The organism is Candidatus Thalassolituus haligoni, from assembly GCF_041222825.1.
GTDB classification, from domain to species: Bacteria; Pseudomonadota; Gammaproteobacteria; order Pseudomonadales; family Oceanobacteraceae; genus Oceanobacter; species Oceanobacter antarcticus.
Genome location: NZ_CP139482.1, coordinates 1,279,563 through 1,293,490, shown reverse-complemented (window position 1 = coordinate 1,293,490; position 13,928 = coordinate 1,279,563). Strand labels below are relative to the sequence as shown.

Annotated in this window: 14 protein-coding genes; all 14 read right to left on the bottom strand. The window is 53.6% G+C overall.

The window, feature by feature from the left end:
• Window position 1: 1 nt before the first annotated feature.
• On the bottom strand, window positions 2-535 hold the full coding sequence (gene fliL / locus SOJ49_RS05875; protein WP_369857304.1) for a flagellar basal body-associated protein FliL: 534 nt from the start codon (window positions 533-535) through the stop codon (window positions 2-4).
• A 369-nt stretch (window positions 536-904) separates the two neighbouring features.
• A complete protein-coding gene (locus tag SOJ49_RS05870) occupies window positions 905-2,197 on the bottom strand; it encodes a flagellar hook-length control protein FliK (protein WP_369857303.1) in 1,293 nt (430 codons plus the stop codon).
• 344 nt (window positions 2,198-2,541) lie between these two features.
• Window positions 2,542-2,901: an Hpt domain-containing protein gene (locus SOJ49_RS05865; protein ID WP_369857302.1), complete on the bottom strand. Its 360-nt coding sequence runs from the start codon at window positions 2,899-2,901 to the stop codon at window positions 2,542-2,544.
• Window positions 2,902-2,904: 3 nt separating this feature from the next.
• Entirely contained in the window at window positions 2,905-4,629 is a 1,725-nt protein-coding gene (locus SOJ49_RS05860) for a SpoIIE family protein phosphatase (protein WP_369857301.1), read from the bottom strand.
• Window positions 4,630-4,639: 10 nt separating this feature from the next.
• Entirely contained in the window at window positions 4,640-4,945 is a 306-nt protein-coding gene (locus tag SOJ49_RS05855; protein ID WP_369857300.1) for an STAS domain-containing protein, read from the bottom strand.
• Between the two features lie 143 nt (window positions 4,946-5,088).
• Window positions 5,089-6,141 (bottom strand): chemotaxis response regulator protein-glutamate methylesterase, encoded by a 1,053-nt coding sequence (locus tag SOJ49_RS05850; protein ID WP_369857299.1) that lies wholly within the window; start codon window positions 6,139-6,141, stop codon window positions 5,089-5,091.
• Between the two features lie 54 nt (window positions 6,142-6,195).
• Entirely contained in the window at window positions 6,196-6,849 is a 654-nt protein-coding gene (cheD, locus tag SOJ49_RS05845; protein WP_369857298.1) for a chemoreceptor glutamine deamidase CheD, read from the bottom strand.
• Entirely contained in the window at window positions 6,846-7,712 is an 867-nt protein-coding gene (locus SOJ49_RS05840; RefSeq protein WP_369857297.1) for a protein-glutamate O-methyltransferase CheR, read from the bottom strand. The genes cheD and SOJ49_RS05840 overlap by 4 nt, the downstream gene beginning before the upstream one ends.
• Before the next feature lie 3 nt (window positions 7,713-7,715).
• Window positions 7,716-9,680, bottom strand: coding sequence for a methyl-accepting chemotaxis protein (locus SOJ49_RS05835; RefSeq protein WP_369857296.1), 1,965 nt, complete (start codon window positions 9,678-9,680; stop codon window positions 7,716-7,718).
• Window positions 9,681-9,719: 39 nt separating this feature from the next.
• A complete protein-coding gene (locus tag SOJ49_RS05830) occupies window positions 9,720-10,214 on the bottom strand; it encodes a chemotaxis protein CheW (RefSeq protein ID WP_369857295.1) in 495 nt (164 codons plus the stop codon).
• 9 nt (window positions 10,215-10,223) lie between these two features.
• Window positions 10,224-12,452, bottom strand: coding sequence for a chemotaxis protein CheA (locus tag SOJ49_RS05825; RefSeq protein ID WP_369857294.1), 2,229 nt, complete (start codon window positions 12,450-12,452; stop codon window positions 10,224-10,226).
• Between the two features lie 4 nt (window positions 12,453-12,456).
• The gene (locus tag SOJ49_RS05820; RefSeq protein ID WP_369857293.1) at window positions 12,457-12,819 is read right to left on the bottom strand and encodes a response regulator; all 363 of its coding nucleotides are present in this window, start codon (window positions 12,817-12,819) and stop codon (window positions 12,457-12,459) included.
• 85 nt (window positions 12,820-12,904) lie between these two features.
• Window positions 12,905-13,201, bottom strand: a complete 297-nt coding sequence (locus SOJ49_RS05815) for a lipid asymmetry maintenance protein MlaB (RefSeq protein WP_369857292.1) — start codon at window positions 13,199-13,201, stop codon at window positions 12,905-12,907.
• Between the two features lie 205 nt (window positions 13,202-13,406).
• A complete protein-coding gene (locus SOJ49_RS05810) occupies window positions 13,407-13,874 on the bottom strand; it encodes a flagellar FliJ family protein (RefSeq protein ID WP_369857291.1) in 468 nt (155 codons plus the stop codon).
• Window positions 13,875-13,928: the final 54 nt, after the last annotated feature.

Here is a 13,928-nt window from a genome sequence, read left to right as displayed (position 1 = left end):
CCTACTGCATAACAAAGTTGGTGAAGAGCACAGCCTCGATATCATCCGGCTCGATAAAAGCTTCACGTTTTAATAGCTGGGATACGCGCTCGTGAAGATTCGTTTGCAAGGTTTTACGGCCTTCATCCGTCCGGAGTTGAGCAAATTCCTGCTCACCCAGAACCCGCAATATTTCGTTACGAACCATAGGTTCGTTCAGGGTTAACGCATCAATCGCGGTTTGTTTACGGCTCATCACTTCGATACTGACCTGCAGAAAGCGCTGCCTCGGCCCCACCTGATAACTCACCACAAACTCGGGCTTGAGCATGATGTACTGCGCCGGAACTGGCGGTTCTTCCACCACTTCTTCCTCGACAACCGCTTCACCTTCAATCATGGCAGCATCCGTTCCGGCCAACAAAAACCAATACGCCGCTGCACCACCCCCACCAAGTAACAGCAAAGCCAGCACAATAAAAAGAATGAGCTTCAGTTTGCTTTTGGGCTTGGCCTCTGCACCTTCATCAATTTTCAGATCCTGCTCTGTTGCCATAACTGGCTCCGTTGGGTCGGTGGGTAACTGTGGACAGACACCATCGTTCGGGTCGCTCCGGCACAGCACCACAAGGTTGCTCTTTATAGGATTCAGCAATTGCTGTGCCAGCCATTTTCGTCAAAAAATCGGCACGTAATCACAGTCGAAGTCTTTCAGTTGCTGCGCGCAGCAAGCAAAACACTCATTACCAGTGTAGTTGCTATCAGGTCACCTGCTTGCCAGCGGCCAACAGCAGTCGCGCTGCCAGAACACACCAGAGACAGGGAGTACAGGCCAGAGAGCATCAACATTGGGAATGGCCAGTGAACACTGGCCGGAAGGAAAAGAGCAGCTGATCATGCCCCGTAACAGGAGCAAGCGATCAAGTCAGGCGTAGGTACTGAGCAAATGCAGTCCATCCGTTTCAAGATTGGCGTGAGGCTCGGCCATATCAGCCGTCAAGTTATCGTCATCATCCAAAAGATCTGACGCCAGCGTGTTTTCAGCCTCCGCATCATCCCGTCCGGAAAATCCCTGACCTGGGGACTGTTCCGACACGTCAAAGCCAGCCAGCGTCAGGCCCTGTTCGGCCAACGCCTCTCTTAACCGCTGTGCCTGGGATTCCAACACCTCTTTCACCTGAGAATTTTGCACCTGTACAGACACTCGGGCCTGATCATCGGCATCTACCGTCATCTTGATTTCCAGCGCCCCCAGCTCTGGCGGATCGAGGTGTATGCGGGCTTCCTGAATATCTGCCGCGATCATGGTTAACAAGCGTCCGCCCAACGCCCCACCCCAACGCTGGCGATCACTGCCAAACTCCAACGCCTCCGGACTGCTACGTTCACCCTCCAGCAACGTCTGATCGGCGGTCAGGCCAATATCCAATGCTTCTCCAGAGTCTGAATCCGCTGTGCCGCTCATGGCATCCGTCGCCCAGCCAGCCATCGCTCCGGCCAAGGAAGACGGTGCTTGCGAACTGCTCAGAGCAGCGGACAAGGTTGGCTTTTCTGCTGCGGCTGCCAGCGTATCATTGGCAACCTCTGCCCCCATGACATCAGCCAGGTCGATAGTATTGCTGGCATCGGCATCCACTGCGGCCATTACAGTGGTATTAACCAGGCCTGGATCAGCCATTCCCTGCGCTTTCCCTGAACTCGTCATGGCAGCGGGAGACAAAGCCAACGCGCTGGCAGAAGATTGACCAGACCAGAAACGAGCCGTTGGCTCCGAGAGCGGAATAGCCGGATTCACGGCTAACATGATCAGGTTCGTTGGGTTCTCCGGGGATACTTCCTGACCGGTTTGATCCTCATTAGCTGCATCCTCTCGCTCTAGGTCACTGGGATCGAATTCTCCTTCTCCAACCTCCGCCAATCCTGCAGCTGTCAATCCCGCAGCAGTCAGGGCGAATCCCGACAGCTCGCCTTCTGCACGAATTTGCCTCAATACCTCAGCGCTGTTTAATGCCTCAGACGGCAAAATCTCACCGGTTAACGGCAACGTCTGTAGGCTCGATTGTTCGCTCAAACCATGATCAGTGGTCGCTGACGATCGGTTGATTAATCCGGCAAACCGCCCACCATCAACCGTTGGCAGGCTGGAAGATAGGCCAACAGCCGTCTTGGCTGCAGGTTTTGGTAATAAAAATTCGGACCCAGTGGGTGTCAGGCTCATGCATCTCTCCGAAGATAGTTCACAACGGAACGTCTGCTATCGATTCAGCAATTAACACGCCAACTAAAAAATAGGGGGATTTTACCTCGGCGGACAACACCCTGATCCGACACCGGCACCCTGGCTATGACCGGCTAGCTATTATTGCACCACGAGACCAATATCAATATCGTCGTTGTGACAGCAACAGAGAGCATCACACCGCAGCCGGTGACAGAGCAGGAACCCTACGGGGTCATATTTCGGTGATAGATAAGAGAGGGGAATGCCCAGCAGAGGATCAATTTCCCTGCAGGGCAGAGGCAACAACGAGGCGCCTGCCGGATTAGGCTGTTAAGCCCGAGTTAGTGAAAATGACGCTGGATACACTCCTTGACAGCAGCAAATTCCTGATTGATGGCAGCCAGTAACTGACGCGCCTCTGTCCAGTCCACATCGTCCGCTTCCTTGTCTCGCAGGAAATCTTCCAGCTCCTTGTTGCAATGCGACAAGGCAGCGGCGCAGACATTGCCGCTGGCTCCCTTGAAGCTGTGGGATAAATTACCCAACCCGGCGACATCCTGCTGCACCCAGGCCGCATTCATTTTCGGTAGTCGACTTTCGGAGTCATTAACAAACAAGGTGATCAGATCGTCGAACTCGTCGTCCATCACGTCGCGCAGTATATCTAATGACTCGCTATCAAAATGGTCCTGCAATTTCATCGGTTATCCCTCACTCAGCTGGGGCCAGTGAATAACGGCCTCCACCTCATTTCCTTTACCAAAGTAGGTAACAGACTCGCATATCTGGTGAACCAGAGGAATACCCCGGCCAGAATACTGATGTTTTTCAACCACGTGGGCATTCGCCGCAGCGCGTTGCTGCAACGCCAGATAGTCAAAGCCATCACCACTATCAACAAATCGAACCCGTAGCTGCCCGCATGCGCCATTACCTTCGTGGTGCATCACGACTCGTATCGAACCCTCTTGCAAGTGTTCGATACGTTCCTGACGCTGCTGATAATACGTCATAAAACCCTCTGGAGAGCGCTTCAGGGCTGAATCCAGCCCTAACACCCCATGCTCCAGCGCATTACCAAACAGTTCTGCCATGACGGTGTATAACTGGCCGCTCATCATCCGCAGGCCCGGTACCTCCATCATAATATGCATCACCAGCGGCAGAGGATTAAAGTGACTCAGGCTGGACGGGCCCAGCTCATAGCTGAAGGACCAGTCCATCGGCCCTGCAGCCGACGCCAGCGCGAAGGATTTCGGATCATCTTCGAGTGTTTCCGGCAACGTCATCCGCACTTCCAGCAAGGTAATATCGTCATCACGCTCGCTGTTTTGCTGAAAACCTGCCAACGCTGACTTGATCGTCGGGAAAATCGTATCCGCATCGGCTGCGGATTCGATAGCCGCCTGCAGCCGGTGCTGACCAAACATATCACCTGCCGGATTCCGTGCTTCGAGAATACCGTCGGACCATAACAACAAGCGGTCGCCCAGCTCCAGCGTGAATTCTTGCAACGAATCGACAAAACGGGAATCACTCAACACCCCCAGCGGCAAGTGCTCGGAGCGCAAGGTTTGCAGCGAGGCATCAGCCATCCGGTACAAATAACAATCCGGAATTCCGCCCATCCAGACACTCGCCGACTTACGCTCGAAGTTCAGTTCGACCATCGCCGCGCAGCAGAAAAAACCAATGGGTAAAATCGAGTTCATCTTGCGGTTGATTTCGCGAATGATATCGCGCACTCCAAAGCCTTTGGCGGTCATGCCGTAGAAAATCTCGGCCAGTGGCAACGCACCAATGGCAGCGGGTAATCCATGACCGGTAAAGTCTCCCAACAACAGATTCATAGCCCCACTGGGTTGTCGTGCTGCCAGCAGTACATCACCGTTAAAGACAGCCAGTGGTGATATCAGATAACGAATATTATTGGCCGACAAACACCCCAGATGCGCGACGTTATCAAACACCGCTTTGGCAGCTTCTTGCTCATGCATCAGGTGTTCGTTATGGCTGACAATGGTATCGCGCTGTTGCTGCAGGGTCTGATGCATCTCCCGCATACGGTAAAACGATCGCACCTTGGCCTGCAATACAACCGGGTTATAGGGTTTATTAAGAAAATCGTCACCGCCGCTTTCCAGGCACTCCGCCAAGCCATAAGCGTCCGTCATGGAAGTCAGAAAAATGACCGGAACCAGATCTTCACCGGCATGATCCTTGATCAGTCGTGCTGCTTCCTTGCCGTCCATCACTGGCATGATGACATCCAGCAACACGATATCGGGAGACTCCGCTTTATAGAGAGCGACGGCCTCCTGGCCGTTTTCGGCGTCCAGAATTTCATGCCCCTGATTCTGGAGAATACGCATCAGAATCTTGCGATCGACCTGATTGTCGTCCGCAATCAATATCCGGATTGGCGGCATTTCGGTCGCCTCATTGGATACTGAACAATTGCTCAAAATTGGAAATGGTCAGGATTTTTTTCACATCCTGATTGCAATTCGTGATGCTGATATCGGCACCATCACCACCGGCGTGATCCCGTAACAGCAATAACATCCCTAAAGCAGAGCTATCGAGATAGGAGGTTTCTGCCAGATCAATCACGTAACGAAGCGCCGCTGGCTGCTGGGCTTCATAGGCATCCCGGAACGCTTGATGCGCACTGAAGTCAAAACGGCCAGATACCTTGATCGTCAGTTGCTTGGCATCATCAGACACTGCGGTTTCTACAGACATTTATCTATCACCTTATTCAATGATGAGAGCTGTCGCTCCCAAACGGTTTGTCTCACCCTGACCGTGATCGCACGGACTGCAGGGCGGGTATACATACTCAATATTTAGCATACGCTAACGGATTTGCACGGCTCGCCGCCACTTTATTTAGCCAGATCCAGCATACAAGTAGCAATTTTGTCCAGTGGCAAGACATGATCTGCTGCGCCAATGTCAACGACGGCTCCTGGCATCCCCCACACCACCGATGAGGTTTCATCCTGCACCACGGTGCGAGTACCGGACTGATGCAGCCGCTTTATCGCACTGGCCCCATCGCACCCCATGCCGGTCAACATCACTGCCACCAGCTCCTGCGCGGGTTTAACCGCCGTAATTGCATCAAACATCACGTCAACCGAAGGTCGGTGACGATTGACGGGGGCGCTGTCAGACAGTATGCAACGAATGGCGGTTCCATCGCGACGAAACGTCAAATGATGTGAACCATGGGCAATAATAACCCGACCAGCACAAACCTCCAGACCATTGCTGGCTTCCAGCACTTCAGGCTCCAGTATGGTATTCAGTCGCTGAGCAAATGAAGCACTGAACACTTCGGGAATATGTTGGGTGATCAGCATCGGCGGACATTGCGCCGACACCTGGCTGAGCAACGTCTTGATCGCCTCAGTACCGCCGGTGGAAGCACCCAGCACAATCCAGCGCCGATAAGCCGCTGCCGCTGCCGCTGCCGCTGCCGGTTTGACCTTCGGAGCAAAACGTAACGCATGAAACTTCTGCAGCGGCTGTACCCGTGCTGTCGCGGCCATGCGTACCTTTTCCACCAGCTGGCGGGCAAACAGCTGAAAATGCTGCTCGTTGCCGAGTTGCGGTTTGGCCAAGTAATCGAGCGCGCCAATCTCCAGTGCCTCCAGCGTGACTGGGGCACCGACCGCCGTTAATGTCGACACCATAATGACCGGCATGGGCCGTAATCGCATCAGATTACGGAGAAACTGCAGGCCGTTCATGCGTGGCATTTCCACATCCAGAGTCAGCACATCCGGGTTGAGTTGCTTGATCTTGTCACGGGCAATCAGCGGATCGTGTGCCGTCCCTACGACCTCTATGCCCTTTGCTTCCGACAGGATCTGGGTCAGCATTTTGCGTATCAGTGCTGAATCATCAACAACCAGCACACGAACATCAGCCATGCCTCAGCTCCAGAGAAAAGGTGAAAAACGCAACAGGGCACGTGAATCGTGCGCTCAGAACAGGTCAATCCCACCGCCGATTGGTGAGCTGGCCGTCTGCTCCACTTCCTTGCGGTATCGGGTTTCCCGATCCAGCAAGGTGTTGTTCTTCATATCGCGGATGCGGCGCACCTTGACCGCCCCCGTGTCCGGGAAATACAGCACCTTGCGGGCAAACACGTCGCCCACATCTGCTGCCGATACGGTAAGCCCTTCATTGGCAAGATAGTTATAGGCAAAAAGGATATTACGCTGGCCAATATCAGTCATTGACGCAATCATCTGGCCACCGCCAAACAACTTGATTTCCATATTTTCCTTGCGGCCGCCACGTTTGAGAATCTCGTTAATCAGAAACTCCATCGCCCAATTGCCATACCGCGATGCCGAGGTTCCCGGATTTCCACCCCAGACGTCCGAGGAATATTCCGTTTGTTCCGGCAACATAAAATGGTTCATGCCACCGATGCCTCTGACCTTGTCCCGCACACAGGCAGAGATACAGGAACCCAGTACAGTGACCACCATTTCACCCGTGGTCGATACATAAAATTCACCGGGCAGTATTTTTGCCGTCCAGACCTTGTGCACATCGTCCCAGTAACGGTTGACGTGTTCAAAACCCTGACTGACAGGAGGCTGGACTGGCTGTTCAGCAAAAACTCTCATCTGATTTTCCGGTAGACGGTTTGACCCAGTGGCTGAAAACGCTCGCTGACACCCGCCAGGTTTTCGGAATGGCCGATACATAAATGGCCGTCAGCGGCCAGGTAGTCCGCGAAATGGTCAAACAGCATCCGTTGTGAGTCCTTGTTAAAATAAATCACCACGTTGCGGCAAAAAATCAGATCAAACGGCCCATTCATCGGCCATGATTCCAGCAGGTTCAAACGCTTGAAGTGCACCATGTTGCGCAAGTCGGCATTGATCTGTACCGAGCGGCCATCCGGGGTCGGACGAAAATGGTTGCGCTTTACCTCCGCGTCGAGCGACTCGATATGATCAAGCGGATAGATTCCCTGCTCGCCGGTTGCCAGCACATTGGAATCCAGATCCGTCGCCAAAATGCGGATGTCCCAGTCTTTTGGAAACCCGGCGCGTAAAACACTGATCGCGATGGTGTAGGCTTCCTGGCCTATCGAGCAACCTGCTGACCAGATTCTCAGCCGCTTGCTGGCGCTGTTCTTTAGCTTCAGCCGAGGCAACAGCTGCTGATCGAGAAAATGAAAATGGTGTGGCTCACGAAAAAACGAGGTCAGATTGGTCGTGATTGCATTGATAAAATGGGACAGCTCCTGATCCGGGTGCTGCTCCAGATAAGCAAGGTAACGCTGAAAACTGACCAACCCCGTCGCCCGGATACGCCGGGCAATACGGCCATAGACCATGGTGCGTTTGTGCGGCCCCAGTACGATCCCGGTATGACGATCAGCTAATTCAGCAATGGTATTAAAATCCCTGTCTGTCATATCAAATTCGGGTTCGTTACCATCCGTCGAACGATCAACGCTCACTGTTGCCGCATTCGCCATGAGTCAGAACTCCGCCCAATCGTCGTCATCACTCACCGACAACGCGGATGCTGCTTTTGTTGAGGCCGCCGGTCTGACCCGTGCCGGTGTCACAGCGGGCGCCCGGAGTGCGGCATGGTTCATTGGTGTGGCGGTACTGAGGGTAAAAAACTCCATCATTTCCATCATCGAACGGGCCTGCTCTGCCATGGCTTCGCCAGCAGCGGAAGCTTCTTCCACCAGGGCGGCGTTTTGCTGGGTCATTTCGTCCATTTGGGACACTGCACTGTTGACCTGTTCGATACCGGATGACTGCTCCCGTGCCGCAGTGCTGATTTCGCGGATCATTTCTGACACCCGATCCACTGCTTCAATAATGTCATTCAGCGTGCGACCGGATTCGTTCACCAGAGACGTACCGGCATCCACCTTGTCGACACTGTCACGGATCAGATCCTTGATTTCTTTGGCGGCACCGGCCGAGCGCTGGGCCAGGTTACGAACCTCTCCCGCCACCACGGCAAAACCACGGCCTTGCTCGCCAGCCCGTGCAGCTTCAACAGCGGCATTCAAGGCCAACAGATTGGTCTGGAAAGCAATCTCGTCGATCACTCCGATGATGTCAGCAATCTTCTTGCTGGCGCTGTTAATCTCATCCATTGCAGTGACGGCCTTGCTGACCACCTGACCACCAGCCATGGCTTTTTGCTTGGCGGTCGAAGCCAGTTCGTTGGCGTGTACCGAGTTTTCACTGGTTTGTTTCACCGCACTGGTCATTTCTTCCATGCTGGAAGCAGTTTCCTCCAGGCTGGAAGCCTGGGATTCCGTGCGGCGACTGAGATCGGCGTTGCCCTGGGCAATTTCACTGGCACCGGTCGATACCGTCGACGCCGATTCACGAATGCCGGTAATAATGTCGGTCAGGCGTTCAACGGTGGCGTTGGCATCCTGCTTGAGCTTGTCAAACGAGCCGTGATAATCATCATCGATACGCCGGGTCAGATTGCCATGCGCCAGGGCATCGAACACCCGTATGGTATCGCTCACCACGCTGTCAGAGATGGTCAGCAAACGGTTCAGACCTTCTGCCAGTTTCAGCTGGAACCCCTGTTTGCCAGCGGTTTGAATTCGACGCGACAGGTCGCCATTGGAGGCGGCATCGACAATGGCATCGATTTCTTTTTCGGCTCGCACTTCTTCCGTACGGTCTTGCCATTCGACAATGGTACCCAGCCGCTGCCCGGAGGCATCAACCCACGGCGATGCAATCAAGGCCATGGTCAGCCCGTTTACCTCAAAACTGGTTCGCAGCGGTTCGTTCAGGTTACTCAGCATACCTCGCTGGCGAGCCGGATTTTTATGGAAAATATCCACATTACTGCCGAGCAAGGTATCAATGCTGAAGTTGGGCAAGCCCTTTTTCAGCGCTTCTTCCCGGTAACGCAGCATGGTAGTTACTTCGTCATTGAGATACACAATGTTGAGATCATTGTCCGCCAGCATCACCCCCGCCTGACACACTTTCAGCGCATTGGCGATGTTGGAGTTGTATTCGTTTTCTTTGGCTTGCAACTTCTGGGCAGTGATGTCCGTTGCGTACTTGACCACTTTATAGGGTTTACCCTCTTCATCCACGATCGGGTTATAGGACGCCTGAATCCAGACTTCCCTGCCGTTTTTACCAATCCGCAAATATTCGGCCTGCTGGAATTGGCCGCGATTCAGGGCATCCCAGAAGCGGCGGTACTCCGCACTTTCGGCAAACTCAGGGTCAACAAACAAACGATGATGATTGCCCTGGATTTCATCCAGCCGATAGCCCATGGCACCAAGGAAGTTATCGTTGGCGCTAATGATGGTGCCATCCATATTAAATTCGATCACCGCCTGACTCTTGTCGAGTGCCTCGACCTTGGCTTCCAGCTCGCGGATTTTTTCGAGTTGAGCCGTGTCGACTTCCGGTGCAAACATCTTCTTCAGAAAGCTCATAATTTCTGTCCTTCCAGCAGTACTTGAAACAGGTTGTGGTTAGAGGTGGGTGACCAATGATCCTGGCACACAAAGCAAGGACTCCACGTCCAGCAAAATCACCATTTTGTCATTCACATTGACCAGGCCTTGCAGAAAGACCGAGTTACCGTCTTCGCTCAACTCAGGGGCTTTGCGGGTATCGCATTGAGCAATGGTGTACACATCGGAGACGGCGTCGACCACAATGCCCATCACCCGCTCGCTCGGATTATCCACTTTCAGGATAATCACCACGGTCACCGGGCTGTACTCCACCGTTGGTAAACCAAAGCGCACACGCAAATCCATAATCGGCACAATGGTGCCGCGCAAATTGATCACGCCCTTGATGTAACGGGGCGAATTCGGAATGACGGTGGATTCTTCCCAGCCGCGAATTTCCTGTACGGCAAGAATATCTACGCCATATTCCTCTCCTGCCATAATGAACGTCAGGTACTGCTGTTCACCCTGCGAGGCGCTTTCCGTCACGACTGTTTCGGTTGCTGTCATCGTCTTTACCTACGCTGCTGCTTCTGCACCGGACGTACTTGTCCGGCCATCCATTTTTTTGCCGACACCGGATATATCGATAATCAGCGCCACTGTGCCATCACCCAGAATCGTGGCACCGGAGACGCCGCCGACTTTCTGATAGTTCTGTTCCAGACTCTTGATCACTACTTGCTGCTGGCCGAGCAAATCGTCAACGACAATGCCGATTTTCTCGTTGTCGCCTTCCACCACGACCAGCATGGCCTCGTCGGGGTACTCGCCCGGAGGGCGCAAGTTGAACACCTGATCGAGACGGATAATCGGTATGTATTCGTCACGCAGCTTCATGACAGGCTGGCTGCCGGTGATATTGTTGAGTGTCTGCTTTTGCAGCTGAATGGATTCCACAATCGACACCAGCGGGAAGATGTAAGTCTGTTTGCAGACGGCCACCAGCTGGCCGTCCAGAATCGCCAGTGTCAGCGGTAGCCGAATCACAAAAGTAGAGCCTTTACCTTGCTGCGACTTCACTTCGATGGTGCCGTTGAGCTCGTTGATATTGCGGCGCACCACGTCCATCCCCACACCACGACCGGAGATGTCGCTGACGATATCGGCGGTGGAAAAACCGGGCAGGAAAATAAGCTGGTGAATTTCTTCCGGGGTCAATTCCGCATTGGCGGCCACCAGACCCCGTTCTTTGGCTTTCTGCAGAATTCGGTCTTCATTGAGTCCAGCACCGTCATCACGTACTTCAATGACGATATTGCCACCCTGATGAAAGGCATTAAGGGTGATGGTGCCACCTTCGTTTTTACCCGCTTCGAGGCGCTTGGCCGTCACTTCGAGACCATGATCGAGGGAGTTGCGCACCAGATGTACCAGCGGATCGCCGATTTTTTCCATCACGGTTTTATCCAGCTCGGTGTTTTCTCCCAGCATCACCAGATTGACCTTTTTGCCTAACTGGTTACCCAGATCACGTACCAGTCGCGGAAAACGACTGAAGACAAAGCTGATCGGCATCATGCGGATTTTCATCACACTTTCTTGCAGCTCGCGGGTGTTTTGTTCCAGTTGCGATAATCCTTCCTGCAAACGGGCCAGTCGGCTCATATCAAAATCCTGCCCCAGCTGGCCCAGCATCGACTGGGTAATGACCAGCTCCCCAACCATATTGATCAGGCTGTCGACCTTGTCGATCGATACCCGGATGGATGACGGATCGGTGCTTTTGGCGGTTTTTGAGGTTTTGGTCGCTTTCACTGGAGCAGGCTTGTCTGCTGCCCCGGTCGGTAGCGTAACAGCTGCTGCAACAGCATTGCTAACCACCGTTAGATCGGCAATGGTCGCCATATCCGTTACGGTAACAGCCGTTGCCGTCCCTGTGGCTTCGTTATGACGAGTGTTGTGATGGGTGTCGGCCTGGATACCGTTCGGGGACAAATTCGGAGGAGAGTCCTGAACACCATCAGAATGCTCAACTTCAACAGTATCATCAGCCAAAGCGCATTCAGCCAGTGGCTGATAATCAATCTGACAGTCGTCCGCGATCCACTCAAAGACCGTTTCGATATCTTCCCTGGCCACGGCACCTGCCAGCGTCAGAGTCCAGCGGAGATAACACAGCTCTGGATTCATAGCGGTAAACTCAGGAATAGCGCGGGTATCAGCAAGGACGCTGAACTGGCCTTCAGGCACCAGAGCGGCGAGTTCGCGAAACATCCGAAACGGCTCATTGCCGGTTTGCAGCATATCTCTGGCAGGCACAAAATGAACACGCCAACCCAAGACCTCGGCAACGCCGTGTCCGTCTGGAGTTACGCCGTCATCATCCTGAACCTCAGTCTCAACGAGCTGGCCCGGCTGAGCAGCCAGAATCGCTTCAAATTCGGTTTTTAACTCTGCAGACCGACCTGGCTCAGGCTCCTCCTTGTCTTTCAGGCTGGTCAAGATTGCCCGCAAACAATCCACCGATTGTAAAAACAGATCGACATGAGTCTGTATCAACGCTCGCTTGCCAGAGCGAATTTCGTCCAGCAAGGTTTCCACCACGTGGGTAAATTCCGATACCGACATAAAGCCAAACGTACCGGCTCCTCCCTTGATACTGTGAGCCGCCCGAAAAATAGTGTTGACCGTTTCCGCATCGACGCTGTCGGGCGACAGATCCAGTAGTTCGCTCTCCATAATATCAAGACCTTCGAAACTCTCCTCGAAGAACACTTGATGAAACTGGGACAGATCGATGCTCATGTCTTTACCCCAATACGCGTTTGATGGTGCTTAACAGTTGCTCCGGATTAAACGGCTTGACGATCCAGCCGGTTGCCCCTGCTTGTTTACCCTGTATTTTGATGTCGCCAGCGGATTCCGTCGTCAACATCAGCACCGGTGTAAACCTGTAATCGGACAGTTGGCGTAATTCTTTAACCAACTCGATGCCATTCATGTTTGGCATATTGACGTCAGACAGGACAAGGTCGTATTTGCCACGCCGGGCTTCCGCCAACGCCTCCACCCCATCACAGGCTTCCTTGACCTGATACCCCGCGCCTTTCAATGTAAAAGACACCATTTGGCGCATCGATGCAGAATCGTCGACCGCTAAAATACTCGCCATAACTGGACTCCCATGTGCTTCTTGATTGACCGATTGCATAGATCAGTCGATTTACCCGAGCCGGGTAAAGGATTAAAAATTCTGTTCAGGCCCCGGACATCTCGTTTTCCAGCTGCAAGGCTTGGCTCAAGCCCAAAATTGCGCAGGTATCGATGATGACCGGGGAAACACTGGCCCAACAAACGTAATGGCCAGAGCCGGATACGACATCCAACAACGCCACCAGTAACTGCAGGCCAGCGCTGTCGCAATACTGCACATCAGCGGCATGAAGCTGGATATCGCAGGCATCTCGCACCGCAATTTCCATTTCCTGGTGCAACGCCTCGACTCGCTCAATGCTGAGTCTGGCACCACATTCAATGGTGACTGACTGGCTCATGCTGCATCCTTAAAGTAGATAACCTGATGCTAAGATTAGACGGCTCACAGCGAGCCGCTAGAAACTGGAGGTTTTTTTTTGATGATTCAGCATTGGCTGCTGTTTTGTCTGGGTCTGGGTCTGGGTCTGGGTCTGGGTCTGGGTCTGGGTCTGGGTCTGGAAGTGACAGATGACGATCAGTACTCCCGGCTATTGCAAGCAAGCCCTAACGGCGTACTGGCTGACATGCCTGGCGCGTACTCCATTCATCGGCTTGACGCTGTTCTGCCTGGACTGCCTGGTTGTGGAACTCCTGATCCAGCTTGTCCATCAACCGGGCCAAGCCATCTGACTTCGCTTTTAAGCCCAGATAAAAATCACGTGCGCGGCAGATTCTGACATCCAGCTGCGCCAGCTGTTCGGCCTGCCGATTGGCCGCTTGCTCCACCTGACTCAGGAAGCCAAGCAGATTCTGCACATTGGCACCGGAGAGTGCGGCTGAACCGGGAGCCGCAAGCTGCTGCCGGTAATCACCCGCGTAGCCTTCGAGCTGTTGCTGTTGCTGCAACTCCTGTAGCTGCTGTTGCTGCAACCGTCCCCAGGCTGCCAGCGCCTGCTGTTCTGCACGCTGAGCCTGTTGCCATATCGGTAGCAAACGGCGGGCGCGGGGATGAAAACGGCGAGCATCGGGCATGGTTACCTTCCTGTTTGGGGTGCCGTCATAGTTACGTCGGGGCTATACGGGGTG